The sequence below is a fragment of the Kribbella voronezhensis genome (genome assembly GCF_004365175.1).
In the GTDB taxonomy this organism is placed as follows: domain Bacteria; phylum Actinomycetota; class Actinomycetes; order Propionibacteriales; family Kribbellaceae; genus Kribbella; species Kribbella voronezhensis.
The window spans coordinates 693,418-718,178 of record NZ_SOCE01000001.1; the positions used below are offsets into that span (position 1 = coordinate 693,418).

21 protein-coding genes and 1 riboswitch are annotated in these 24,761 nt (G+C 69.3%); of the genes, 11 read left to right on the plus strand and 10 right to left on the minus strand.

Features of this window, described 5'->3' with window-relative positions; all coding sequences use genetic code 11:
• Nucleotides 1-236: 236 nt before the first annotated feature.
• Genes EV138_RS03080 through EV138_RS03115 form a run of 8 tightly spaced genes read left to right on the plus strand, consistent with a single transcriptional unit; the run spans nucleotide 237 to nucleotide 11,032 of the window.
• Complete coding sequence (locus tag EV138_RS03080) at nucleotides 237-1,646, plus strand: O-antigen ligase family protein (protein WP_133976933.1); 1,410 nt, start codon at nucleotides 237-239, stop codon at nucleotides 1,644-1,646.
• Complete coding sequence (locus EV138_RS03085) at nucleotides 1,643-2,872, plus strand: hypothetical protein (protein WP_133976934.1); 1,230 nt, start codon at nucleotides 1,643-1,645, stop codon at nucleotides 2,870-2,872. The genes EV138_RS03080 and EV138_RS03085 overlap by 4 nt, the downstream gene beginning before the upstream one ends.
• Nucleotides 2,869-3,783 (plus strand): sulfotransferase family protein, encoded by a 915-nt coding sequence (locus tag EV138_RS03090; protein WP_133976935.1) that lies wholly within the window; start codon nucleotides 2,869-2,871, stop codon nucleotides 3,781-3,783. Before EV138_RS03085 ends, EV138_RS03090 begins: the two co-directional genes overlap by 4 nt.
• On the plus strand, nucleotides 3,780-5,090 hold the full coding sequence (locus tag EV138_RS03095) for a GumC domain-containing protein (protein WP_166678471.1): 1,311 nt from the start codon (nucleotides 3,780-3,782) through the stop codon (nucleotides 5,088-5,090). Before EV138_RS03090 ends, EV138_RS03095 begins: the two co-directional genes overlap by 4 nt.
• On the plus strand, nucleotides 5,090-6,043 hold the full coding sequence (locus tag EV138_RS03100) for a glycosyltransferase family 2 protein (RefSeq protein ID WP_133976937.1): 954 nt from the start codon (nucleotides 5,090-5,092) through the stop codon (nucleotides 6,041-6,043). Before EV138_RS03095 ends, EV138_RS03100 begins: the two co-directional genes overlap by 1 nt.
• Nucleotides 6,040-8,082, plus strand: coding sequence for a hypothetical protein (locus EV138_RS03105; RefSeq protein WP_166678472.1), 2,043 nt, complete (start codon nucleotides 6,040-6,042; stop codon nucleotides 8,080-8,082). Before EV138_RS03100 ends, EV138_RS03105 begins: the two co-directional genes overlap by 4 nt.
• A complete protein-coding gene (locus EV138_RS03110) occupies nucleotides 8,082-9,683 on the plus strand; it encodes an oligosaccharide flippase family protein (RefSeq protein ID WP_166678473.1) in 1,602 nt (533 codons plus the stop codon). The genes EV138_RS03105 and EV138_RS03110 overlap by 1 nt, the downstream gene beginning before the upstream one ends.
• A complete protein-coding gene (locus EV138_RS03115; RefSeq protein WP_133976940.1) occupies nucleotides 9,680-11,032 on the plus strand; it encodes an RCC1 domain-containing protein in 1,353 nt (450 codons plus the stop codon). Before EV138_RS03110 ends, EV138_RS03115 begins: the two co-directional genes overlap by 4 nt.
• A gap of 147 nt (nucleotides 11,033-11,179) precedes the next feature.
• Here the strand turns inward: EV138_RS03115 and EV138_RS03120 are convergent, their stop codons facing one another.
• From EV138_RS03120 to EV138_RS03170, 10 genes are all read right to left on the minus strand, one after another.
• Nucleotides 11,180-12,376, minus strand: a complete 1,197-nt coding sequence (locus EV138_RS03120; RefSeq protein ID WP_133976941.1) for a glycoside hydrolase family 26 protein — start codon at nucleotides 12,374-12,376, stop codon at nucleotides 11,180-11,182.
• A 698-nt stretch (nucleotides 12,377-13,074) separates the two neighbouring features.
• Complete coding sequence (locus tag EV138_RS37565; protein ID WP_202866604.1) at nucleotides 13,075-14,799, minus strand: CBM96 family carbohydrate-binding protein; 1,725 nt, start codon at nucleotides 14,797-14,799, stop codon at nucleotides 13,075-13,077.
• A 65-nt stretch (nucleotides 14,800-14,864) separates the two neighbouring features.
• Nucleotides 14,865-15,034: riboswitch (cyclic di-AMP (ydaO/yuaA leader) on the minus strand.
• 379 nt (nucleotides 15,035-15,413) lie between these two features.
• Nucleotides 15,414-15,959 (minus strand): glycosyltransferase, encoded by a 546-nt coding sequence (locus tag EV138_RS03135; protein ID WP_133976943.1) that lies wholly within the window; start codon nucleotides 15,957-15,959, stop codon nucleotides 15,414-15,416.
• The gene (gene pssD, locus EV138_RS03140) at nucleotides 15,956-16,429 is read right to left on the minus strand and encodes a PssD/Cps14F family polysaccharide biosynthesis glycosyltransferase (protein ID WP_202866605.1); all 474 of its coding nucleotides are present in this window, start codon (nucleotides 16,427-16,429) and stop codon (nucleotides 15,956-15,958) included. The genes EV138_RS03135 and pssD overlap by 4 nt, the downstream gene beginning before the upstream one ends.
• Nucleotides 16,426-17,670, minus strand: coding sequence for a sulfate adenylyltransferase subunit CysN (cysN, locus tag EV138_RS03145; protein ID WP_238158394.1), 1,245 nt, complete (start codon nucleotides 17,668-17,670; stop codon nucleotides 16,426-16,428). Before cysN ends, pssD begins: the two co-directional genes overlap by 4 nt.
• 8 nt (nucleotides 17,671-17,678) lie before the next feature.
• Nucleotides 17,679-18,584, minus strand: a complete 906-nt coding sequence (cysD, locus tag EV138_RS03150) for a sulfate adenylyltransferase subunit CysD (protein WP_133976944.1) — start codon at nucleotides 18,582-18,584, stop codon at nucleotides 17,679-17,681.
• The gene (locus EV138_RS03155) at nucleotides 18,581-19,348 is read right to left on the minus strand and encodes a 3'(2'),5'-bisphosphate nucleotidase CysQ (protein ID WP_133976945.1); all 768 of its coding nucleotides are present in this window, start codon (nucleotides 19,346-19,348) and stop codon (nucleotides 18,581-18,583) included. The genes cysD and EV138_RS03155 overlap by 4 nt, the downstream gene beginning before the upstream one ends.
• A 77-nt stretch (nucleotides 19,349-19,425) precedes the next feature.
• The gene (locus EV138_RS03160) at nucleotides 19,426-20,658 is read right to left on the minus strand and encodes a sugar transferase (protein ID WP_238157935.1); all 1,233 of its coding nucleotides are present in this window, start codon (nucleotides 20,656-20,658) and stop codon (nucleotides 19,426-19,428) included.
• A gap of 533 nt (nucleotides 20,659-21,191) precedes the next feature.
• Complete coding sequence (gene pspAA, locus EV138_RS03165; protein WP_112240191.1) at nucleotides 21,192-21,467, minus strand: PspA-associated protein PspAA; 276 nt, start codon at nucleotides 21,465-21,467, stop codon at nucleotides 21,192-21,194.
• Nucleotides 21,464-22,273: a PspA/IM30 family protein gene (locus EV138_RS03170; protein WP_112240189.1), complete on the minus strand. Its 810-nt coding sequence runs from the start codon at nucleotides 22,271-22,273 to the stop codon at nucleotides 21,464-21,466. The genes pspAA and EV138_RS03170 overlap by 4 nt, the downstream gene beginning before the upstream one ends.
• A gap of 183 nt (nucleotides 22,274-22,456) precedes the next feature.
• Between EV138_RS03170 and EV138_RS03175 the strand changes: the two genes are divergently transcribed.
• The 3 genes from EV138_RS03175 to EV138_RS03185 all read left to right on the plus strand — a co-directional run bounded on the left by EV138_RS03175 (nucleotide 22,457) and on the right by EV138_RS03185 (nucleotide 24,443).
• Nucleotides 22,457-23,044, plus strand: a complete 588-nt coding sequence (locus EV138_RS03175; RefSeq protein WP_133976946.1) for a DUF3043 domain-containing protein — start codon at nucleotides 22,457-22,459, stop codon at nucleotides 23,042-23,044.
• A gap of 182 nt (nucleotides 23,045-23,226) precedes the next feature.
• Nucleotides 23,227-24,237 (plus strand): aldo/keto reductase family protein, encoded by a 1,011-nt coding sequence (locus tag EV138_RS03180; RefSeq protein WP_112240178.1) that lies wholly within the window; start codon nucleotides 23,227-23,229, stop codon nucleotides 24,235-24,237.
• Nucleotides 24,234-24,443 (plus strand): hypothetical protein, encoded by a 210-nt coding sequence (locus EV138_RS03185; RefSeq protein WP_133976947.1) that lies wholly within the window; start codon nucleotides 24,234-24,236, stop codon nucleotides 24,441-24,443. The genes EV138_RS03180 and EV138_RS03185 overlap by 4 nt, the downstream gene beginning before the upstream one ends.
• The last annotated feature ends 318 nt before the right edge of the window (nucleotides 24,444-24,761 follow it).

A 24,761-nucleotide genomic window follows, 5' to 3' on the forward strand; every position in this document is an offset into this window, starting at 1 on the left:
GCGCCAGATCGCGTTACAAAGAACTTCAGGACACCGAAATATCACCCACAGTGACGGAATTCCGGGCACTCTCTCCCCGCGGCGCCAGCTCCCGGACACCTGCTGGTCACGGACAGGTGCTTAAACCGTCACCGATCATTGGCGATCTGCCCACCCTGCGCCTATCCTCTCCGTGGGGGAGCCAGTGTGCCGGGGGGCGGAACGTTGGCTCAGAGATCAGGTGTGGGGGAATCCAGTTGTCGTCACCGAACGTCGCCGCGGGCACTGACGCTGTCAGCGCCGCCGCGGTCGCCGGACCGCGCCGGCGCCGGCGCTGGTCGGCGGGCTGGCCGCTGTCCGTGCTCTTCCTGGGCTTCCCGCTGTGGTGGGTGCTCGGGCTGACCGAGTTCGCGTTCTTCCTGGCGGCGATCCCGATGGCCTGGTCGCTGATCAGCCGCCGGACGGTGATCGCGCCGCGTGGCTTCGGCTGGTGGATCGGGTTCCTGGCCGTCGTTCTGGTCAGCGGCACGATGCTCACCACCGACGCGCCGTTCAGCAACCTGAGCCCGCTGGGCAACACCCTGCTGACCTACACCTTCCGGCTGATCTGGTACTTGTCGGTCACGATCGTCCTGCTGTACGTCGGCAACACCAGCCAGGCCGACCTGCCCACCGCCAAGGTGGTCCGGCTGCTGGCCTACATGTTCGTCGTGACCGCGTTCGGCGGCCTGCTCGGTGTCGTCGCCCCGCACTTCGAGTTCAAGTCGGTGCTCGAACTGGTGCTGCCGCACTCGGCGGCGACGAACCGCTTCGTGCACGCGCTGATCCACCCGGCCACGGCCGACATCCAGAGCGTGCTCGGCTTCGCCCAGCCCCGGCCGCGGGCGCCGTTCTCCTACGCGAACTCGTGGGGCGCGAACCTCTCCTTCTACCTGCCGTTCTTCCTGTACTCGTGGTTCGGCCGCGACGCCGGCTGGCGCAAGGTCGCCGCCGTACCGGTCCTGATCGTCGCCGCCGTCCCGGTCGTCTACTCGCTGAACCGCGGCCTGTGGGGCGTCCTGGTGATCGGCATGCTGTACGCCGTGGTGCAGGTGATCCGCCTTCGCGGCTTCAACGCCGTCGCCTGGCTCGCGCCGGTCGGCGTGCTGATGGTCGTCGGGGCACTGTTGTCGCCGCTGCCGACGATGGTCAGCGAACGGTTCGCCCACCAGCACAGCAACGAGCGCCGCGGCGAGCTGGCGATCAAGACGATCGAGTCGACGATCAAGGGCTCGCCGCTGATCGGCTTCGGCAACACCCGTGACGTGGAAGGCAGTTTCGGATCGATCGCCGGTGGGGCCACCCTCGGCTGCCCGGCCTGCGCGGTGCCGCCGTTCGGTACCCAGGGACACCTGTGGCTGGTGATTTTCGCCCAGGGCCTGCTCGGCACGGCAGTCTTCCTGGCCTTCTTCCTCATCCGGTTCGCGCGACACGTTCGCAGCCGCGATCCGGTGGCGATGATCGGGGTGGCGCTGATCATCTTCTTCCTGATCGAGATCTTCGTCTACGACACGTTGGGCTCGCCCCTGTTCACCTTGATGATCGCGCTCGCGCTGATGTGGCGCGCCGACCGTGACCAGCAGGCCGCGCGCCTGCCGGCGACCGAACAAGTGGTGGCGGCCCGATGACCGCCGATCAGAACGTCGACCGTCTGGTGCGGACGGTCGGCCGGCTCTGGCCCGGCCACGACGTCGCGCTGGTGACGAACCGCCGGCGGGACCGGTCCGCGCGGGAGTTGATCTTCGTTCCGTCACAGGCCTCGCCGCGGCTGCTGGTGCCCGCGGGGAGACCGGCCGCTGCCGCGAGTGGCCTGCGCCGTTTCAGTCGAGCCCTGTCCAGCAAGGAACGTGCCGTCCGCCTGGTCGGCTCCTATGCACTGCGAGCCGGAGCCGAAGGCCTGCTGGCCGACCGCATCCGGATGACTCCGCGAGCGGTGGGCGAAGCCTCGATCGAGCAGCACCTGTCGGAGGTGCTCGGCACCGCCGTCGTGGTCGGGCTCGGCGTCGGGTCCTTGCGGGCCAACCAGAAGCCGATTCTGCAGGTCTTCGACCGCCGGGGGCGCTGTGTCGCCTATGTGAAGGTGGGCGACTCGGAGCTGACCGCAGGGCTGGTCCGGCAGGAAGGTGCCGCGCTGGCCGGACTGGCCAAGCAGGACTGGCGGCTGCTCGAAATTCCTGCCCTGCTTCACCTCGGGGACTGGCAAGGGCTCGAACTGCTGGTGATCTCCGCACTCGACACAGCGGTTCGCCCGGCCGGTGGGCCGCTGCTGCAGCCACCGCTGGACGCACTCGACGAGCTGTACGACCGGTACGACGAGGGCTCGGCCGCGCTGGCCACTTCGGCGTACTGGCAGCACCTGGTCGGCACTGCCGAGGAAGTCGAGGACGCGCGACAGCGTACGGCGTACAAGGAAGCCCTGGAGCGGGTCGAGCAGAGTCACGGGGACGAGCAGGTCCGGTTCACCGCCTGGCATGGGGATTTCGCGCCGTGGAACCTGGGGATGCGCAGAGGCCGGCTGCAGCTGTGGGACTGGGAGCGCTTCGCCACCGGCGTACCGGCTGGGTTGGACCGGGTTCACTACGTGCTGCACACCAGCACGCGAGCTCATGGCTTCTCGGCCGACGTGATCGATACCGCGCTGGCCAGTCCGCACACGCATCACCCGGCTTGGTCCCCGGCCGCGCAGGAGTTGCTCGGCGTGCTCTACCTGGCGTCCATCACCGCGCGGTACCTGCTGGGCAGTCAGGGTGACCAGGGCGAGGTCATCCGGCCAACTCTTGACACTGTGCTCGACGCCTTGACCAAGCACAGTCGGCGGCTGTCCGCGCCGACTCCGAAGGGAGCCACTCGATGAGCACCGGCAACAGCGGCCTGGCCGCCAAGCGCACCGCAGTACTGCGTTCTACCCGGGACGTGCTGCCCGACGGGACGCAGGACGCGATCCGCAAGGCCACCAGGGTCGTCGGCCGGGCCACCGCAGGCGTGCGGATGCTGCCGGACTTCATCGTCGCCGGTGCCCAGCGCTGCGGTACGACGACGCTCTACCGGCTCCTGGTCGAGCACCCGGCCATCGTGCGGCCCTTGTTCCATAAGGGAATCGGGTACTTCGACGTCGGCTACGACAACCCCTGGTCGTGGTACCACGGGCACTTCCCGGTCGCTCCGGTCGCCGCGGCGCGGACCCGCAAGGTCGGCCGGCCGATGACGTTCGACAGCAGCGGCTACTACATGTTCCACCCGCTCGCCCCCGGCCGGATCGCCGAGCACCTGCCCGACGTCAAGGTGGTCACGCTGGTCCGCGACCCGGTCGAGCGCGCGTTCTCGGCGTACAAGCACGAGCTCGCCCGCGGCTTCGAGACCGAGGACTTCGAGACCGCGCTGGCGCTGGAGGACAGCCGCCTGGCCGGCGAGGTCGAGCGGATGCACGCGGACCCGTCGTACCAGAGCTTCCACCACCGCCACCACGCCTACGTCGGCCGCGGCCGGTACGCCGAGCAGATCGTCCGGTTGCAAGAGGCGCTCTCGCCGGAGCAGGTCTTCGTGATCGACGCGAACCGGTTCTTCGAGTCACCGGTCGAGCAGTTCGCCCGGTTGCAGGAGTGGCTCGGCCTGCCGGTGCACAACCCGGCCAAGGTCGAGCAGGCCAACGCCCGCCCGAGCAAGCCGATGCCGGCCGCGCTGCGTGAGCGGCTGCTGGCCGGGTTCGAGACCTCCGACACGGAGCTGACCAAGCTTCTCGGCATGCCCCCGAGCTGGCGCCCGTGAAACCCCACCGTCCGGCGCGCGTCGACGCCATCGAGCTCTCCGCCTACCTGCGTGCGATTCGCAGGGGGACGGTGGCCGTTGCCGTCTGCGCGCTGGTCGGCGCGGTCGTCGGCGTGGGCTGGATGCTCCGTACGCCGAGGGTCTACTCCTCCACGTCGGCCGTACTGGTCGCCGACGTTCCGCTCTACCTGGCCCGCAAGGGCGAGGTGGGCGCGAAGTGGTTCACGATCGACACCGAGGCGTCCCGGCTGGTCTCCGAGCCGGTCCTCGATGCGACCCGGCGGGCCACCGGTGAGCAGGACATCCGTGCGCACCTGCACCTGGCCGCCGTACCGACCACCAAGGTCTTGAAGGTCACCTACAACTCCACCGACAAGGTCGCCGCCCGCAAGGGCGCGGCGACGATGACCGAGACCTATCTGCAGCTGCGCCGCGCCGACCTGGAGAGCCGCCGCGACGACCGGGTCGAGCTGATCGGCCAGCAGATCGCCACCTTGAACGCGCGGCTGGACGAGACCGTCCTCAAGGGCAAGGCCAACGCCGGCAAGATCGCCGAGCTGACGGCCAACCGGACCGCCATCGTGCAGCAGATCGCGGCCCGGCAGGCCGAGTCCCGGCAGGTCCGCACCACCAGCGCCTACCCGGGCCAGGTACTGCGGATCGGTGACACCACCAGGTCCCGCCGGATCAACCCGTTCGTCGCCCCGGTCGACGGACTCGTGCTGGGCGGACTGGTGGGACTGCTGATCGCCTACATCCGGTCGACCCGGCTGGGTCGCGCGTCGGACGTGGCCCGGCTGGTTCCGGGCCGGTCCGTGGTGACGCTGCCGAAGCACTGGTTCGGGCCGCCCGGCGTGCGGGTGCACACGTGGGATCCGATCACCGTCGGCGTACTGGGCATCGGCGCGGGCACCGTGATGGTCGCACCACCCGATCGCGAACCGGGCGAGGCCGAGCGGTCCGCCGCGGACCAGCTGTCCGCGGCGCTGCGCTCGCACGGCCGGGAGTCGCGCGTGGTGGACCGGTCCGTCCTGCCCGGTGACACGATCCCCGCACTCGACCCGCATCAGGCCAGCACGGTCCTGGTCACCGGTGAAGGGGTCACCAGCGAACCGGGCTCGGTGCTCGCGGCGCTGGCCGGGAACGTCGTCCTGATCGTCACCCCGCGCACCCGGCAGCGGGCACTGATCAATGCCGTGCACCGCGCCACCGAGGTCGGCGCGACCGTTCAAGGAGTTGTCCTGCTGACCCGGTTCGCCGTTCCGGACGGCCGGTTCATGCCCGCAGGTCTGAGAAGGAGCAACTGATGAGTACACCTCCCGTGCCGACCGGTACCGCGGTCCCGACGGTCAGCGTCGTGGTCGCGACACGGAACCGGCCGGAGCTGCTCCGGAAGGCACTCGGCTCGATCGCCGCCCAGGACTACCCGGGCGCGGTGGAGATGGTCGTCGTCTACGACCAGAGCGAACCCGAGACAGGGCTGGCCGACGACCTCGCACTGACCGGACACGCGGGTGAGCGGACCCTGACGGTCATCACCAACACACGGGCGCCGGGCCTGCCCGGCGGCCGCAACAGTGGGGTGGCCGGCTCCAGCGGCGAGCTGCTCGCCTTCTGCGACGACGACGACAGCTGGAAGCCGGAGAAGCTGAGCACCCAGGTGGCGATGCTGACCGCGGCCGACGCCGGCCTGTCGGTGTGCGGCATCGAGATCACGATCGGCGACCAGCGGCACGTGCGAGTGCCCAGCCCCGCCGACGTGACCGTGGCCGAACTGGCCCGGCGCCGGGTGATGGAAGCACACCCGTCCACCGTGCTGGTACGCCGTACAGCCTTCGACCGGATCGGCTGGGTCGACGAGGAACTCCCCGGCGGCTACGCCGAGGACTACGACTGGATGCTGCGGGCCCTGGCCGCCGAGAAGGTCGCCGTGGTCAGCAAGCCGCTAGTCGAGGTGCTCTGGCATCCCGGTTCCTTCTACACCGCGCGCTGGGCAGTCATCATCGAAGCGTTGGACTATATGGTCGACAAGCATGCCGTGATCAGGGACAGCCCGCGGGGACTGGCCCGGATCTACGGTCAGAAGGCGGTGGCGTACGCAGCGTTGCGGCGCCGCTCGGATTCATCGCGGTGGGCTCTGCGAGCTCTCCGTCTGGCACCTGGTGAGAAGCGCGGATATCTCGCGCTGGCGATCGCGTCTGGGGTCGTACCGGCGAACAGAGTTCTGCAATGGGCGAACGCGAGAGGGCGGGGAATATGAGTAGCACGGGGACGTACACGGACACAGACACCAGCCAGCAGGCGCTGGCCAGCCGGTTCAGCTGGGCCGGCCTGGCCCGCCGGCTGCCGATCGTCGCGCTGCTGCTGGTGATCGGGACGGGCCTGGGCTATCTCGCGTCGATGCAGCAGCCGGCCACCTACACCGCGACGGCGACCGTGCTGGTCCAGCCGGCCGACGGCAACCCGTACGCGCCGGGCGCCCGCGGCCAGAACCTGGCGAACCTCGGCACCGAGGCACAGCTGGTCAGTTCGGACGCGGTGGCCCAGCTCGCCAAGACCTCGCTCCGCAGCAACGCCTCGGTCGCCGCCCTGGTCGAGCAGTTGAGCGTCACCAACCCGCCGAACTCGCAGGTCCTCGAGGTCGCGTACAGCGACATCACGCCGGTGGCCGCGCGCAACGGCGCGAACGCCTTCGCCAACGCCTACCTGGTCGCCCGCGAACGCCGTGCGGCCCAGTCGGTACAGGCCCAGATCAACAACCTGACCAAGGCCCGCACCGCCAACCAGTCCGCGTTGCAGCGCGCCGTCGCGACGCTCGGGAAGACCGCCGCCGGATCACCTGCCCGAGCGCTGGCTCAGCAGCGGGTGGAAACGACGACCGCCGAGGCCTCGAAACTGGAAAGCCAGATCAGCGACCTGCGGCTGTTCCAGGGCGACCCTGGTCAGGTGCTGTCGCCGGCCACCACGCCGACGAGTCCTGCCGGCCTGCCTGGCTGGATCCTGCCTGCCGCCGGCGCCGCCCTCGGCCTGCTGCTCGGTCTCGTGTTCGCCCTCTGGCGTTCGCTGAACGACCGCAAGCTGCGCACCCCCGACGATGTGAAGGCCATGGGCTACCCGGTGCTGAGCACGGTCTACACGACGTCGGTGACGCGCCCGGAGCACCTGCTGTCCGATGTGAACGCCGAACTGCCCGACGGTGCCCGCCTGCTCCGCAGCGTGCTCGGAGTGACGAGTCCGGAGGGTGGTGCGGTGCTGCTGGTCCCGGCGAGCCCGGTCGAGTCTCACACCACGACTCCCCTGGTTCTGGCGGCTTCGCTGGCTCGTGCGGACCAGAGCGTCACGCTGGTCGACACCGACGGCGAGCTCACCGAGGCGACCGGGCTGACGAAGCTCAAGGGTCTGGCCGAGGTGCTGACCGACGGGGTCCAGCCGCACGAGGTGGCCACGGAGTACCAGCCCGGACTTCGGTTCGTCCCGGCCGGCGTGCACCACAGCGGTTCGGTCGACAAGCTGGCATCGCCGCAGATGCGAGGCTTCCTGGACATGCTGATCCCGGGGAGCCGCTGGCTGCTGGTGGCCGGACCTCTCGCGTCGGCACCCGAGACGCTGACTCTGGCCGACCTCTGCACCGACGTGGTGATCCTGGTCAGCCTTGGTCACACCACGACGGTCGAGCTGCAGCAGGCCGCCGAGGCGGTCACGCGCGGCGGCGCGAAGCTGGCCGGCATCGTCCTCGACGCACCGGAGAAGAAGGGACTGCTGCACCGCTCGAAGCACGACGAGACGACGGCCGACGTGGCACCCGTGACCACCCGGTCACCCGAACCGGCAACCCCGGCCGCTGCTACACCCGCCGCTGCTAGCTCGGCTACTGCTACCCCGGCTGCTGCGACCCCGGTCGCGGAGGTCGCCGAGACGGCGACCGGGCTGGTTCCGGCACCGAAGGCCCGGCGTGCCGTGGCGGCCGTGGACGCGCGGACGGAAGAGATCCCCAAGATCGACGCCCCGCTGCCGGAGTCGTCCACCCGGAACGGAAGCAGCCGCGGCCTCGCCGACGACGCGACCAAGCCGAAGGTCAACGGCTCGACGAGCGCTGCCAAGAACGGCACTTCGGCCAACGGGGCGTCCAACGGTCATCTGACCAAGACCACCCCGATCGGCTCGAAGCCGCTGCCCACCGATGCGGCCGAGGTGCCGGCCACGCCAGCGCCGACGCCGTGGTTCGCCGAGGTCGAGGTCGACGACGACTCCGGCAACGGCGACGAGACCGACCTCGCACCGTCGCGGAGAATGATGTAGTGGCCGTTCCGCTGTCCGAAACGACTGACGCACCACCGGCCAGCCTGACCAAGATCGCCCGCGGCGGTTCGGCCAACCTGGTCGGTACGGCGGGTGGTGCGCTGCTCACCCTGCTGCTCACCTGGGTGGTCACCCGCTCCACCGATGCCACGGTCGCGGGTGGCCTGTTCGCGCTGACCTCGGTGTTCCTGATCGTCGCGGCGATCGCCGAGCTCGGCTCCGACGTGTCGCTGTCCAAGTTCCTCCCGCACTTCCTGGTCGAGGACCGGCTGGCCGACGCCCGGACCACCGTCCGGTTCGCCGCGCTGGTCTCACTGGCCGGTGGCAGCCTCGTGGGCGCCGTCCTGATCCTGTTCCGCGGTCAGGTCGCCGACCTCGTCCTCGGTGCCGCCGACCCGGATGCTCGCCGCGCGGTCGTCGTCCTGGCGATCTGCATCCCGCTCGCCGCGGTGATGAACACGGCGCTCTCGGCCACCCGCGGCTTGTCGACCATCCGGCCGACCGTGCTGGTCGACAAGATGGGCCGCGCGATGCTGCAGGTGGGCTGCATCGTCGTCGCCGTCGCTGCCGACGCGGGCCTCGGCGGCCTCACGCTGGCCTGGGCCGCTCCGTACTTCGTGGGCGCGGTCGTCGCGGTCGCCTGGTACGAGCGGATCGAGCACCGACTCATCTCCAAGCGTGGCCTCGGCCGGGCCGCGTCGACGAAGAAGGACCTCTGGCGCGAGTACGCCGTCTACACCTGGCCGCGGGTGATCTCGCGGATCAGTCAGAGCATCCTGCAACGGGCCGACATCGTGCTCATCGCCGCGTTCCGCTCGCCCGCCGAGGCCGCTGTCTACACGGTGGCGACGCGGTTGTTCGTGATCGGGCAGCTGGGCACACAGGCGATCCAGCAGGTGGCCGCACCGCACACCAGCGCGTTGCTGGCCTCCGGTGACCACAAGGCGACCAAGCGCGTCTTCCAGACCATCACTGCCTGGACGATGTCGCTCACCTGGCCGTTCTTCCTTGTTTGCCTGGCTCTTGCGCCTCTGCTGCTGCACCTGTTCGGCGGTTCGACGTACCGCAGCGGCCACGGCGTCGTCGTGGTGCTGGCGATCGCCGCGCTGCTGGCGGCGGCCGGCGGACCGGTGGACCTGATCCTGCTGATGGCCGGCCGGAGCGGCCTCAGCCTGGTCAACAGCCTGGTCGCGCTCGGGGTGAACCTGAGCCTGAACCTGCTGCTGATCCCGCCGCTCGGCATCATCGGCGCGGCCACCGCCTGGGCGGCCGCGATCGTGGTCCGCAACGTACTCGGCATGGCGCAGGTGATGAACAACCTGCACTGGCTGCCGTTCAGCAAGCTGTCGGTGTACGTCGGCGGGCTGGCGCTGGCCTGCTTCGCAGTACCCGCTCAACTGCTCCAACTCGCCGGCGATCCGTCCGACGGACTGCTTGTGGTGGTGCTGGCGGTCGGGGCCGTCGCCTACCTCGGCGCGCTGTACACCTTGCGCGACCAGCTCGCGCTGACGGCGTTCACCGCGATGCTGCGGCGCCGCCGTACCCCCGACCTGGCCGGTGACCCGCCGGCCGCGGAAGCGAAACCGGTAGAAACGTCATGATTTCCAGCCCCTCCTCGCTGTTCCACGCTTCCTCGCCGTCCCCGATCGTGCACCGTTCCGGCGGCGTGCGATCCGCGGTCGCCGTACTGGCTCTGGCCTTCGTCGGGGTGGCGGGATGTGCGCAGGCGGAGCCCCTGGCGGCTCCGAGCGCGGCGGGGCCGGCGAACACGGGCGGCCTGGTGCTGTCCACCGGCTTCTCGGATGCCAGCCAGCTGGGCCGTTCGGCGCCGACCGGGATCCGGACCAGCTTCGGACCGGTCCAGGATGCGGCCGGGCAGAACCTGGTCGGGGTGATCCGGCTGGCGGCCGGCGAGCAGCACTCGCTGGCGTTGCGCCACGACGGCAGGGTGCTGTCGTGGGGAGCCAACGAAGACGGCCAGCTCGGCAACGGCAGCCGCGCGGCGTCGTCCTCCCCGGCGTACGTGCGGGCGCCCGACGGCGCACCGGGGCAGTTGACCGGGGTGACCGACATCGCGGCCGACTCCAACACTTCCGTTGCCCTGCGCAAGGACGGCACCGTGGTGGTCTGGGGCCGCGACAATTCCGGCCAGCGCGGCAACGCCGACATCACCCCGGATCCGCTCACCCCGAGCATGGTGCTGAACCCGGGCGGAACGGCGCCGCTGACCGGCGTACGGGCGGTCGCGGTGGACGGCGGCAGCGAGCTCGCGCTGACCGACCAAGGCACCGTGCTCGGCTGGGGGGACAACAGCTTCGGACAGCTCGGTACGTCGGCGCCCGCGGTGGCGAAGCTGCCAGTGCTCATCACCGGGGCGGGCAGGGCGCCGCTGACCGGCGTACGGGCGATCGCGATCGGTGGCCAGCATTCCCTTGCCCTGCTGGGCGACGGGCGCGTCGTCGCCTGGGGACGCAACGAGGTCAGCCAGCTCGGCGACGGGACGACGACCGGGCGCAACATCCCGCGTGAGGTGCTGGTCGCGCCGGGCCGGCCGCTGACGGGGGCGACCGAGATCTCCTCGGCGGAGAAGCATAATCTGGCGTTGCTCAAGGACGGTTCGGTGGTGGGCTGGGGCCGGAACAACGGCGGTCAGCTCGGGGACGGCACGCTGAGGACCCGCGCGTACGCCACCCAGGTCCGAGGGCGCGGGAAGGACCCGAAACTCGTCGGCGTGCAACACGTCGTGGCCGGCGAGGGTTACAGCGTCGCAGTACTGACCGACGGCACCGTGATGACGTGGGGCGCCAACGGGCGTGGACAGCTGGCCACCGGCGACCGGAGCGACCGGAGCAAGCCCGGGCCGGTCACGGTCGAGAACGGCGTACCGCCACCGAGCTGGGTCACCGCCATCGGCGCGGGCCGCCGCCATCTCCTGATCGCCCTGCGCTGACAGGGCTTCCAGGCTCCAGCTGCGGTCCGGCGGCGCGCAACTGCCCTTCAGCGCTAGCTGCGCCCCGAGCACCGCTGAGCCTCAGCGCCGGCTGAACCTCGGCAGCGCCGGCTGAACCTCGGCGGCGGTGGCTGAGGTGGGCGGGTGCTACTTGACCTTGGGCACCGGCGGGGGTTTGAGCGGCTCGGCCTCGAGGATCTTGCGGAGGATCTGGACCGACGGGTCGGTGGGAGCCAGCAGGGTCTCCCCCACGGTGCCGTACTCGGTCTCGTTCCAGTAGACCATCGCCTTGAGCTGCGGGTACGGCCTCAGCTGGGCCGGGATCGCGCCGAAGATCGCGCTCCGCTTGGTCTCACCGAGTTTGCGGTCGACGCCCCATTCGCCGAGCATGAGCGGCTTGCCCGGATGTTTGGTCGTCGCCCAGGTGTAGAAGCCGGGCCACTTCGGATAGTTGGCGGCCTTCCGGTTCACGGCGCGGCCGAGACCACTGCCCCACTCGGGGTTCTCACCGAAGATGTACGGGTCCTCGGCGATCCAGTCGACGACGTCGTCACCGGGGTACAGGTCCTCGAACCACGGCTGCGAACCCCAGTGCGGCGTCCCCATGTAGTTCATCACGTAGACCGCGTTCGTCACGCCGTTCGCGCGCATCCGCTCGACCACGTGCCGGTACATCGCCGCGAAGTCCTTCGCGGTCATCCCGGAACCGGCCCTGGGCTGGATCTCTTCCTCCGGCTCGTGGTGGATCACCAGGAAGAACTTCTCCGGGAACGTGGACTTGAGGTAGCTCGCCTCGGCGTCGATCGCCGCGTCCACCACGTTGTCGCCGGCGGCCACCTGGGCCCAGGTGCGGCCCATCTCGGGCTTCCAGTTGAGCATCAGGATCCGCTTCTTCCCGGGCTCGCGGGCGCGCTTGATCATGTTCGAGCTCGGGAACAGCTGCGGGCTGGAGTTGTAGTAGTGCGCGATGTCGACCGGCTGCCCGATCACGTTCTCGAAGTCGGGCAGCGCCTCGTCCCACGACTCGTTGCCGATCGGGTTCGCCGCGGCACCGAACCAGACACCACAGTTCGGGACCAGCAGGTCGGTGACGCCGCAGCCGGGTGTCGGGGTCGGCGTACCAGGTGTTCCGGGTGTGCCCGGCGTTCCTGGGGTTCCGGGGGTGCCCGGCGTACCGGGGGTGGTCGGGGGGCTGGTGGGTGTGGGGATCGGACCGCCGCCGGACTGGCCGTCGTCGTCGGACACCAGCGCACAACTCACCAGGCCGATGGCGATCGCGCCGGTCGACACCGCCGCGGTCATGAACCACCGGTTCCAGCCTTGCCCCCTGCTCGGCTCCTTCATCACTGCATGTTACTGCCCACGCCACCGGATCAGGGAGATTGAACCCGCCCAGTGTCCAACGTGGTGGCGGAGCCGCTCGCAGCACGCACACCGCTACTACTGCTCGGTATCGGAGACGGTACTGCGGAGGGAGCGGTGGGCCAGTGTCCAACGCGGTGGCGGAGCCGCTCGCAGCACGCACACCGCTGCTCCTGCGCGGTGTCGCCGACGGCGGTACTACGTGGCCGGTGGGCCAGTGTCCAACGTGGTGGCGGAGCCGCTCGCAGCACGCACACCGCTGCTACTGCGCGGTGTCGCCGACGGCGGTACTACGTGGCCGGTGGGCCAGTGTCCAACGTGGTGGCGGAGGCGGTCGCAGTACGTGGGAGGGCGGTACTGCGGGGTTGGTGGGCCAGTGTCCAACGTGGTGGCGGAGGCGGTCGCAGTACGTGGGAGGGCGGTACTGCGGGGTTGGTGGGCCAGTGTCCCGCGGGGTGAGTGGGGGCGGGTGCATCCCGCGGGACCTGGTCCTTGCGGTGCCTGAACCCGTGGGGGAAGGGCTCAGGCACCTCCCGGGCTCCTGGCCCCTCGGGGGTTGGGCCAGTCCCGGTTTCCCGGACCTCGGAAGGCCGGGGGCTTGGGGTGGGGCGCCAGGCGGACCTGGCGCCCCGGGGAGGGCGGATGGGGTGCCAGGGCAGGGCCTGGCGCCCCGGGGAGGGTCAGTTCAGCCGGCGGAGCAACGATCCGCTGCCGAGCACCTGCTGGGCCGTGGACCTGGCCGCGCTCGACGAGTCCAGCCTGGTCTCCCCGACCGGGTTGAACTTGGTCTCGTTCCAGTAGACCAGCGCCTTGATCGCAGGCCGCTTGGCCAGCCCGGCGTTGACCGTGTTCAGCACGTCGGACTTCGACATGTTGAAGGCGGTCTGCTCGTTGACGCCCCACTCACCCAGCATGATCGGCTTGCCCGGGTGCTTGGTGGTCGCCCAGGTGTAGAAGCCCGGCCAGTTCGGGTAGGTGTAGGTGTCCTTGCGGTCGACCGCGCTGGCGAAGTCGGTCCACCAGTCCTTGGAGGTCCCGAAGATGTACGGGTCCTCCGCGATCCAGTCGACGACGTCGTCACCGGGGTAGAGATCGGCGAACCAGGACTGCGAGCCCCAGTGCGGCGTACCCATGTAGTTCATCACGAACACCGCGTTCGTCACGCCGTTGGCCTTCAGCCGCAGCGCCACGTGCCGGTACATCGCCTTGTAGTCCTTGGCCGTCATCCCCGACCCGGCGGCCGGCTTGACCTCGTCCTCCGGCTCGTGGTGGATCCCGAGGAAGAACTTCTCCGGGAACGTCGACTTCAGGTACTTGGCCTCGGCATCGATCGCCGCGTCCACCGTCGGGTCACCGGCCGCCACCTGGGCCCAGGTACGGCCCATCTCCGGCTTCCAGTTCAGCAACAGCATCCGCTTCTTGCCTGGCTCACGGGCCCGCTTGATCATGTCCGCGGTCGGGAACAGCTTCGGGCTCGAGTTGTAGTAGTGCGCGATGTCGACCGTCCGGCCGATCGTGGACTCGAACGCCGGCAGCGCCGCATCCCACGATTCGCTGCCCAGCGGGTTCGCCGCGGCACCGAACCAGGCACCACACGACGGCACCAGCAGAGCCGAGACCGTACAGCCCGGGCCGGCGGTGGGAGTCGAGGTCGGCTTGGTCGTCGTCGGCGTCGTCGTCGGCGGCTTGGTGGTGGTCGTGGTCGTAGTCGGCGTCGCCGTGGGCTTCGTCGGGACGACCGTCGGGGTCGAGGTCGGAACCGAGGTGGTCGGCTTCGTCGGCGCGGAGGTGGGCATGGACGGCGTCGGGCCGTCACCCTCGGGGACGTAGCTGATCTCGAGCTTCGACTGGTTCAGCCCGGACTCCCGGGCGCCGAAGACGGCGTAGTCGCTGCCGTCGGTCTGCGTCAGTGCCAGGTTGAGTACGCCGGCATCGGTCACCGCGGCCGACACGTCGATGCGCAGCTCGGCCGACGTACCGTCGTCCGCCACGGTCGCGATCGGCGTACCGGCGGCCTTCGGAGTGGTCGCGTAGGTGACGTTCTCGGCCCAGCCACTCGGACCGGTGGAGGCCGTGATCTTTCCGGCCGTACCACGGGTCAACCGGTGCAGGACCAGCGTCGCCTTGCGGTCGAACCCGGACGCCGCCACAGGGACCGTGTAGCGCACCAGGATCGATGCCTCGTTCGCCTTCGCCACCAGCCGGGCGGACCAGCCGTGGCGCTGCGTCGGGGACTTGCTGGAGATGTACGCGTCGGCGGTGGCCGACAGCTGGACGGGAGCCGGCGGCTTCGCCGGCTGGTTGAGCGCCGCGAAGCCCAGTCCGGTGGTACCCAGCAGGATCGCGATCGCCGCGACGATCGGGATCAGTGTTCTCCGGCCTGCTTTGGCGGCCGGTTCGTTCAAAACGTCGGAGGGAACGGCAGCACGATGTCGTGCGTGCCTACGGGAGATTTCATCCCGCATGGGGGCAGTCCTTCCTGCACGCCTGTGAGGTTAGCTGTCGGGCTCGGGTCGGAAGTATTACCCGGCCGCTGGCGCGGCTTCGCCCCAAGGACGTGACCGGACGTTTCGGTCCGGCGCGGTCCGGGAACCTGTGGGTCCCCCACTTCCGCCCTCTGTTGCCGGGTGGTAGGTGATCGCCGACCCGGAGGGCGGAACTCGGCGTTGCGAGTCGGCGACTTGGTGGAACCTGGCCATCCCCAGCCGGGCCAGGCGCGGTGAGCTTACGCAGAACTCCGGGACGTGCTCAAGACCACCGGATGCGGCCTTAACCTGCACGCTCCGTGACGAGAACACGGAGAGTAGTATTACAGCTAGATAACAAGCTGAATCGTTACGTAACGTAGAAGAAGTCCGGATATCCGGACACTCAGACCTTGATTCGATCTGAATCTGGGCTGTGATTTGAACGAACTCTTTACTCAAATCAGGCGGCCGGCGAGCGGTGCCCTGCCGCGGTTCCGATCCACATTCCCAGAGGTGAAACGCTTGTTTTGCAGGTGATTCAAGCGAATGATTCAGCGCTTTTTGCTGCGCCGGGCCAGCGCCAGCCGGTCGATGATGGCGCCGGTCGTGGCGACTGCAGCGGCCACTTGCGCTCTGTCACGTTCGTTTTCCTGCTCGGTCACCGCATGGGCTTCCGGGTCTTTCAGGATGGCCGCCAAGGCATCCAGGAACGCCCCGCGCTCCTCGCAGAGGGTGACCAGCCCGAGTTTGCCCATCCGGCGGGAGAACTCCTGCTGATGCTGGTCCACGTGCTCGCCCAGCGCAGGGTCCCGAGGCACCACCAACGGCTTGCGGCCCTGCTTGCGGACCTCCAGCATCGTGGCCGGCCCGCCGTGCGTGACGACGGCGGTCGCCTGCCGCATCAGGCGCTGCAATTCGTCGTACGGAACGATGCCGACACCTTCGGCGCGGCGTGGTGGGGCGGTGTCGCCCAGTTGCGCGAGGGCCCGCAGAGACTCGTTGCCGGGCTGCTCCAGGAAGGCGTCCAGCCAGCTGATCAGGCGGTCGAAGTGGTGGTGGTCGGTCCCGAGGATGACCAGGACGTCGAGCTGGCTCACAGCAGTCTCCCGACCACGGTCGATCCGGCGTACAGGTCCTTCTGCTCTTCCCACTGGACCAGCATCCGGGTGGTGAACGGGCGGCACAGCTTGGCTGTCAGGGTGGCGTGGTCGATCCGGTCGAAGACCTCGATGTAGACGGTCGGGATCCGGCTCAGCCTGGCCAGGACGAAGAACGGCAGGGCGACGCCGGCGCCGGTCGTGACCACCACGTCGGGTCGCTCCTTGCGCATCACCCGGAGCGCGAGCACGGTGTTGCGGAGCAGGTTCTTGAGGTTGCGGGTGGTCGGGTAGTAGGCGAAGTACGTCCGCTCCCCCGCCAGCAGGGACCGGCCGTCCTCGGTCGGGAACGTCACCCAGGCGGTGTCCCGGTCCGACCACCACGGTTTCAGCGTCATCAACTGGGCCAGGTGACCGCCGCTGGAACAGACCATCAGCACCCGCAGGTCGGCGGGCTCGCTCGTGCTCACCGGGCCTCGTTCACCATGCCGGCCCCGACGGTGCGGTTGGTCGCCTCGTCGATCAGCACGAAGCCGCCGGTCGAGCGGTTGCGCTTGTACTCGTCGCAGAGCAGCGGCTGGGTGGTGCGCAACCGGACCCGGCCGATGTCGTTCAGCCCGAGGTGGTCGGCGGCCATGTCGCGGTGCAGCGAGTTGATGTCGAGCCGGTAGTGCAGGTCCTTCACCATCGCCCGCGCCGACCGGGTCGTGTGCTTGATGGCGAGCTTCTGCCCCGGCCGCAGCGGGGTGTCGTCCATCCAGCAGACCATCGCGTCGATGTCCTGGGTGACCGCCGGTGCGTTGTTCACCCGGCAGATCATGTCACCCCGGGAGACGTCGATCTCGTCGGTCAGCCGGATCGTCACCGACATCGACGGGAACGCCTCCTCGACCGGGCCGTCGGCCGTGTCGATCGAGCGGATCGTGGTGGTGAAACCCGACGGCAGCACCATCACCTCGTCGCCCGGCTTGAGGATGCCGCCGGCCACCTGGCCGGCGTACCCGCGATAGTCGCGGTGCAGGTCGGACTGCGGACGGATCACGTACTGGACGGGGAACCGGACGTCGATCAGGTTCCGGTCGCTCGCGACGTGCACGTTCTCCAGGTGGTGCAGCAGGCTCGGCCCTTCGTACCAGCTCATCGCGGTCGACCGGGTGACGATGTTGTCGCCGACCAGTGCGGACACCGGGATGATGGTCAGGTCGCCGACGTCGAGCTTGGCGGCGAACTGGGTGAAGTCGGCGCGGATCTGCTCGAAGACCTCTTCGGAGTAGTCGACCAGGTCCATCTTGTTCACGCACAGCACCAGGTGCGGGACGTGCAGCAACGTGGCCAGGAAGGCGTGCCGGCGGCTCTGCTCCAGCAGGCCCTTGCGGGCGTCGACCAGAATCAGCGCGAGGTCCGCGGTGGAAGCACCCGTCACCATGTTGCGGGTGTACTGGATGTGGCCCGGCGTGTCCGCGACGATGAACTTGCGTCGCGGTGTCGCGAAGTACCGGTAGGCGACGTCGATCGTGATGCCCTGCTCCCGCTCGGCCCGCAGGCCGTCGGTCAGCAGCGCCAGGTTCACGTAGTCGTCACCGCGGTCGCGGCTGGCCCGTTCGACCGATTCGATCTGGTCGGTGAAGACCGACTTGGTGTCGTAGAGCAGCCGCCCGATCAGAGTGCTCTTGCCGTCGTCGACGGATCCGGCCGTGGCCAGTCTGAGGATGTCCACGATCAGAAATACCCTTCCCGCTTGCGGTCTTCCATCGCGGCCTCGCTGAACTTGTCGTCGCCGCGAGTGGCGCCGCGCTCGGTGATCCGGGTGCTCGCGACCTCGTCGATGACCTTCGCGACGGTGTCGGCGTCGGACAGTACGGCGGCCGTCAGCGAGGCGTCGCCGACGGTCCGGTACCGGACGGTCGCGGTGAACGTCTCCTCGCCGGCCTTCGGCACGCAGTACTCGTTCGCCGCGTACAGCATGCCGTTGCGGTCGAACACGGTCCGCTCGTGCGCGTAGTAGATCGAGGGCAGCTCGAGCCGCTCCTGCTCGATGTACTGCCAGATGTCCAGCTCGGTCCAGTTCGACAGCGGGAAGACCCGGATGCTCTCGCCGAGGTGGATCCGGCCGTTGTACAGGTTCCACAGCTCGGGCCGCTGGTTCTTCGGGTCCCACTGGCCGAACTCGTCGCGGAACGAGTACACCCGCTCCTTGGCCCGGGCCTTGTCCTCGTCGCGGCGGGCACCGCCGAAGACGGCGGTGAACTGGTGCTTCTCCAGCGCCTCCAGCAGGACCGGGGTCTGGATCCGGTTCCGGGTGCCGTCCGGCGGAGCCTGGACGAAACCGCGATCCAGCGCTTCCTGCACGCTGGCCACCACGAGCTGTACGCCGACCTCGGCGACCCGGCAGTCGCGGAATTCCAGTACTTCGGGGAAGTTGTGCCCGGTGTCGACATGCATCACCGAGAACGGGATGCGGGCCGGGTGGAACGCCTTCTGCGCGAGCCGCAGCATCACGATCGAGTCCTTGCCGCCGGAGAACAGCAGCACCGGACGCTCGAACTCGGCGGCCACCTCGCGGAAGATATAGATCGCTTCGGACTCCAGGGTCTCCAGTTGGGTCAACTGGTAGTTCCGGCTCACGAGACTCTCACTTCCGCGACGTCGTGCTGACTGGCAATGGCAGCCAGCAGCTTCGCAGAGAACTCCGGGCGGCACACCAGCAGGTCCGGCAACTTCGGGCTGGCCTGGTTGTAACGCAGCGGCGATCCGTCGATCCGGCTGCAGAACAACCCGGCTGCCTCGGCGACCGCGACCGGCGCTGCCGAGTCCCACTCGTACTGGCCGCCGGCGTGGACATAGGCGTCCACCTCGCCGCGGAGTACGGCGGTCGCCTTGACGCCGGCCGAGCCCATCGGGACCAGCTCGGCGTCGAGCTCGGTCGCCAGATACTCCACCAGGGCCGGCGGGCGGCTCCGGCTGACGGCGATCCGCAGCGGGCCGTCCGCGCGCGGCGGCACCTGCTGAGGCTCATCGGTGTCGTGGACGATCTCCTGAGCCGGCAGCGCGACCGCACCGGCCGCGAGCTCACCCCGCTCCCAGAGCGCGACGTGAACGGCCCAGTCGGACCGGTCACCTTCGCCGTACTCCCGGGTGCCGTCCAGTGGGTCGATGATCCAGACCCGATCGGCCGACAGCCGCGCGGTGGTGTCCGCGGACTCCTCGCTCAGTACTGCGTCGTCGGGCCGGCGCTCCGCCAGGCCCGCGATCAGCAACTCGTTCGCGCGCTGGTCGCCTTGTACCCCCAGCTCTCGCCCCGACAGCGCTGTGCCGCGCAGCTCGAGCAGCAGCTCCCCCGCGGCGGCGGCTAGTTCCACGGCCAGTACGCCGTCTTCCGTCGTCGCCATTCGGTCCCCCTTCGTCATTCCCCAGCAGCCCCGGCGGCCGACGTCGCCGACGGAGCCCTTCCCCCAGCCCGGCCGCCCTAGTAGGCGCCCGAGCCCTTCACCACAGCTCGCACGGTCTTCCACAGGATCAGCAGATCCAGCGTCATCGACCAGTTGTCCACATACCGCAGGTCCAGCAGGACCGACTCGTCCCAGGACAGGTCGCTGCGGCCACTGACCTGCCACAGACCGGTCAGCCCGGGCTTGACCAGCATCCGGCGGGTGTCGTCGGCGGCGTACATCGCGACTTCCTGCTCGAGCGGAGGTCGCGGCCCCACCAGCGACATCTCGCCGCGCAGGACGTTGATCAGCTGCGGCAGCTCGTCGAGTGAGAAGCGCCGCAGATACCCGCCGATCTTGGTGACGCGGGGATCGAACCGGAGCTTGAACAGGACCGTGTTGCCGTCGCTCTGCGGCTCCAGCTCGGCCAGCCGCGCCTCGGCGTCGACGACCATCGTGCGGAACTTCAGCATCGTGAACACCGCGTTGGCCCGGCCGACCCGCTGCTGCTTGAACAACACCGGACCCCGGCTGCTCAGCTTGACCGAGAGCGCGATCCCGGCCAGCAGCGGCAGCGCCACGATCAGCAGGATCAGCGCCACCACGCGGTCGAAGATGCTCTTCAACAGGTGCGGACCCGCACTGGCCGACGGCCGCTCCAGGTGCAGCAGCGACAGCCCGGCGACAGGCCGGATCGAGATCCGTGGCCCGGCCACCTCGATGATGCCCGGCGAGACGATCAGCTCGACACCGTGCTGCTCGAGGGCCCAGGACAGCCGCCGCAGCGACTGACCGGCCAGGTCGGGGTCGGAAGCGATCGCGACCACGTCGACCGAGTGGCGGTTCACCGCGGCCATGATGTCGGCCTCGTCCAGCGCGTCGGCCGGCGTACCGCCCGGGCGGGAGTCGCCGCGGGGGCGGCAGACCGCGACCACGCGGTACCCATCGGCCGGGCGCTTCTCCAGCCGCTCGCTCAACTCCGCCGCCTCGCCGTTGCGGCCGACCACCAGCACGCGACGCATACAGCGTCCGCGGTACCGGTGGCGGCTCAGGTCACGACGCAGGAAGTACCGCAGCAGCAGGGCGAGCAACACGGTCGCGGGAATCGCCAGCACGACGAACCCGCGGGCGATCTCGCTCTTCGTCGCGTACGACGCGATCGCGACGACCGCGGTCAGCCCGACCCCGGACCGAAGAATGGAACGGAACTCGTCGGCACCGGCACCGAAGGCCCGCGACTCGTAGGCCCCTCGACAGGGCGACCGCGGCAACCCATGCCAACGGCAACAGACTGCCGAAGATCAGATAGCCCGCGCCGACGGTGTAACCGAACCTGGTCAGCAACGCGACCGAGGCCCCGATCACCGCGGCGAGCAGGTCACCGCCGATCGCTGCCCAGCGGTAGACGGCCACCCACGGGGGCTCCGTCACCCAGGCCGAGCGCGGCACGATGGCAGGCACCGTGTCCGGAACCACCCAGACCGGCCGACGCCGATCGAGCACGTCCGTAGCGGTCGGGTCGATGGAACCCACCTCCGGCATGTTTTCCCCCATGACGGCATTGTCCGTCACCCGCAGTCACCCCCCGGTGAGAATCGGTCCCTGTTTCCCCCGGGTCCGATTTGCCGCATCTTCGCCACCCCGTCGGCGGCAATTCACCTGAGAGTACTACGCCTCAGCGCCTTCCGACAGCAACAACTCACAAGTCTGGGGACAACCTGTGAACCGGCGATGGGCCGGACCCTTGCGGGCCGGCCCATCACACTGTGTGTCCCGGTCACCGACGGCGTCCGGGACATCGCTGTCAGCCCGCGATCAGGCCGTCGCCACTGATCAGCTCACGCATCTCGGCGAGCGTGCTGTCACCCGGCGGCAGGATCGCGTCGGAGTCGTGCAACTCGTTGTCGGGCACCCGCTCACCGCCGCGGACGAACTCCAGCAGCGCGCCGAACGCCGTACGGAACCCTTCTTCGTCTCCCGAGGAGACGGCCTTCTCCAGATCGGTGTCGACCGCGTTGAGCTGGTCGAGCTTGTCATCGGCCAGCTTCCACTGACCTTCACCCATGATCCGGACGATCATCGTGCGTCTCCGTCCTGCGGTCGAACCGGCTCTGCTTGCTGACTGGGCTGCTGAACAGGCTGCGCCGCACCGGGCGCGTCCTGGGCGATCTCCTTCGGTGCCGAGCCTCCGCTCAGCTGGGCCTTCATCGCGGCCAGCTCGTTCTCGACGTCGGAGCCGGACGACATCCGCTCCAGCTCGAGGGTGATGCTGTCCTTGTTCGAACCGCTGGCGTCGTCGAGCGCGCCGGAGGCGAGCAGCTCGTCGATCGCGCCGGCCCGGGCCTGCATCTGCTGGGTCTTGTCCTCGGCCCGCTGGACCGCCAGGCCGACGTCGCTCATCTCCTCGGAGATGCCGGAGAAGGCCTCGTTGATCCGGGTCTGCGCCTCGGCGGCCGTGTACGTCGCCTTGATCGTCTCCTTGCGGGTCCGGAACGACTCCACCTTCGCCTGCAGCCGCTGCGAGGCGAGGGTGAGCTTCTCCTCCTCACCCTGCAACTGGGCGTGCTGGGCGGTCAGGTCGTCGATCTGGCCCTGCAGGCCGGACTTGCGGGTCAGTGCCTCGCGGGCCAGGTCCTCGCGGCCCATCGAGAGCGCCTTCTGGGCCTGGTCCTGCAGCTTCTGCGACTGTGACTGCAGCTGCGACGCCTGCAGTTCGACCCGCTTGCGGCTGGTGGCGACGTCCGCCACACCACGGCGCACCTTCTGCAACAGCTCGAGCTGCTTCTGGTACGAGTAGTCAAGGGTTTCGCGAGGATCCTCAGCCTTGTCCAAAGCCGAATTGGCCTTGGCCTTGAAGATCGTCGACACCCGCCTGAAGATGCTCATCGATATCCGTACCCCTTCTGTGCCGGAGAGTGGACCCGGCGTGCGTGTCAACCACCCTATGTCCCGATGGGTCACCACACCATCAGGACCGGCCCCGATAAAGTGGTGGTCAGGTCCGGGGACCACCCCGAGTCGGGCGAGCCGCCCGGTTGAGCCAGCCAGTCCGAATGAGGTCCAGTCCCCGTGTTCCGACGTACCAAGTCTGAGACATCGCCCCAAACTCCGGCGAGCACCCCGGCCAAGGTCGGCGGCAAGGGCCGGCCGACCCCGACCCGGCGCGAGGCCGAGGCGGCCCGCAAGCAGGCGCTGAAGAAACCGCGCAACCGCAAGGAGGCCGCGGCGTACCGGCGCGAGAAGGTCCGGCTCGAGCGCGGCAAGATGCAGGAGGCGATGAAGACCGGCGACGACCGCTACCTGCCCGCCGCCGACAAGGGCCCGGTACGCCGGTTCGCCCGCGACTACGTCGACGCCCGCTGGTCGGTGATGGAGTTCGCGCTGCCCGTCCTGCTGGTCGTCTCGCTGCTCGGCGTCGTCTTCGCCCAGGCGTTCGTCTGGCTGCCCGGACTCGTCAACATCCTGTTCCTGCTGATGATCGTCGCGATCGCCGCCGACTGGTTCCTGCTCACCAGCGGCCTCAAGCGCGCCGTCGCCCGCAAGTTCCCCACCGAGCCGGCCAAGGGCATCGGCTTCTACGCCGTCCGCCGCACCATGCAGATGCGCCGCTGGCGCCTCCCCAAGCCCATGGTCGCCCGCGGCGAAAAGCCCAGCTAGTACTGCGAACCCGCTTCGCCGACCGCTGCTCAAGCACAGCTGAGCGTTCGAGCTGTGCGAGATCTCGGCAGACGAACGCCTCGACCTTCCGGCGTCCTGGGGTGGGTGGGTCGAGCGTCGGCGCGGGAGGCGCGATGTGGGTTCGACGTACGGGGGCGGCGTGGGGGAAGTAGGGTCGGGGTATGGACTTTCGGTATCTCGGGAACAGTGGGCTGAAGGTCAGCGAGATCTCGTACGGGAACTGGCTGACGCACGGGTCGCAGGTGGAGAACGAGCAGGCGAAGGCTTGTGTGAAGGCGGCCCTGGAGGCCGGGATCACCACCTTCGACACCGCTGACACCTATGCGAACACCAAGGCGGAGAGCGTGCTCGGGGAAGCCTTGGAGGGGGTCCGCCGCGAGTCGGTGGAGATCCTCACCAAGGTGTACTGGCCGACCGGGCCCGGCGGGCCGAACGACACCGGGTTGTCCCGCAAGCACATCCACGAGTCGATCAACGCGTCGCTGAAGCGGCTGAAGACGGACTACGTCGACGTCTACCAGGCACACCGCTACGACACCGAGACGCCGCTCGAGGAGACCATGGAGGCGTTCGCCGACGTGGTCCGCCAGGGCAAGGCGTTGTACATCGGTACGTCGGAGTGGACCGCCGAGCAGCTCCAGGAAGGGCACCGGCTGGCCCGTGAGCTGCGCATCCCGCTGGTGTCGAACCAGCCGCAGTACAGCATGCTCTGGCGGGTGATCGAGGCCGAGGTGGTGCCGGCGTCGGAGGAGCTCGGCATCGGGCAGGTGGTGTTCTCGCCGATCGCGCAGGGCGTGCTGACCGGCAAGTACCTGCCGGGGCAGCAGCCGCCGGAGGGTTCGCGCGCCACCGACAAGGACGGCGCGAACTTCGTCAAGCGGTTCCTCACCGACGACGTGCTGACCCGCGTGCAGCAGCTGAAGCCGATCGCCGACGAGGCGGGCCTGTCGCTGGCCCAGCTCGCCGTCGCCTGGGTGCTGCAGAACCCGAACGTGTCGTCCGCGATCACCGGCGCGTCCCGCCCGGAGCAGGTCACCGAGAACGTGAAGGCCGCCGGGGTGAAGCTCGAGGAGGGCCAGTTGAAGCAGATCGACGAGGTGCTCGGCAACGTGGTCGAGCGGGATCCGGCGAAGACCTTGCAGAACGCCCCGCAGACCCGGCCGGGCTCATGAGCTGGACGTGGCGGTTCGAGACCGCGACCGGCGCGCCGGCTGATCCGGGTGACCTGACCGGGGCGGAGTTCTCCGCCCAGGGTGACGCGGAGAGCTGGCTGGGCGAGACCTGGCGCGAGCTGGCCGACAAGGGTGTCGGGCAGGTGTACCTGCTCGAGGACGGCCGTGAGGTCTACGGCCCGATGAGCCTCGCCGCGCAGGAGTAGCACCGACAGGACGACGACGAGCCCGTACGGCGAACCGCGCGCTGCCGCAGGTCCGCCGTACGGGCTCGCGTGCGGTCGGCGGTAAGCTGCGCTCGAACCAAACTCCTGTGCCACAGGGAAGCCGGTCGAAACCCGGCGCTGACCCGCAACCGTAGGCCGTGGTGGTCCCAGCGACCACCCGGCGAGCCGGACCACTGTGACACAGGCTGCAGGCTCACCAACCCGCCGTGGCTCGCGGGTGGAGCCGGGCCGCTCGGCCCGACCTTCGGTCGCCGGATCGGCGCGAAGTCCTCCACCGGGGTCCCGGCCTGAGCGAGG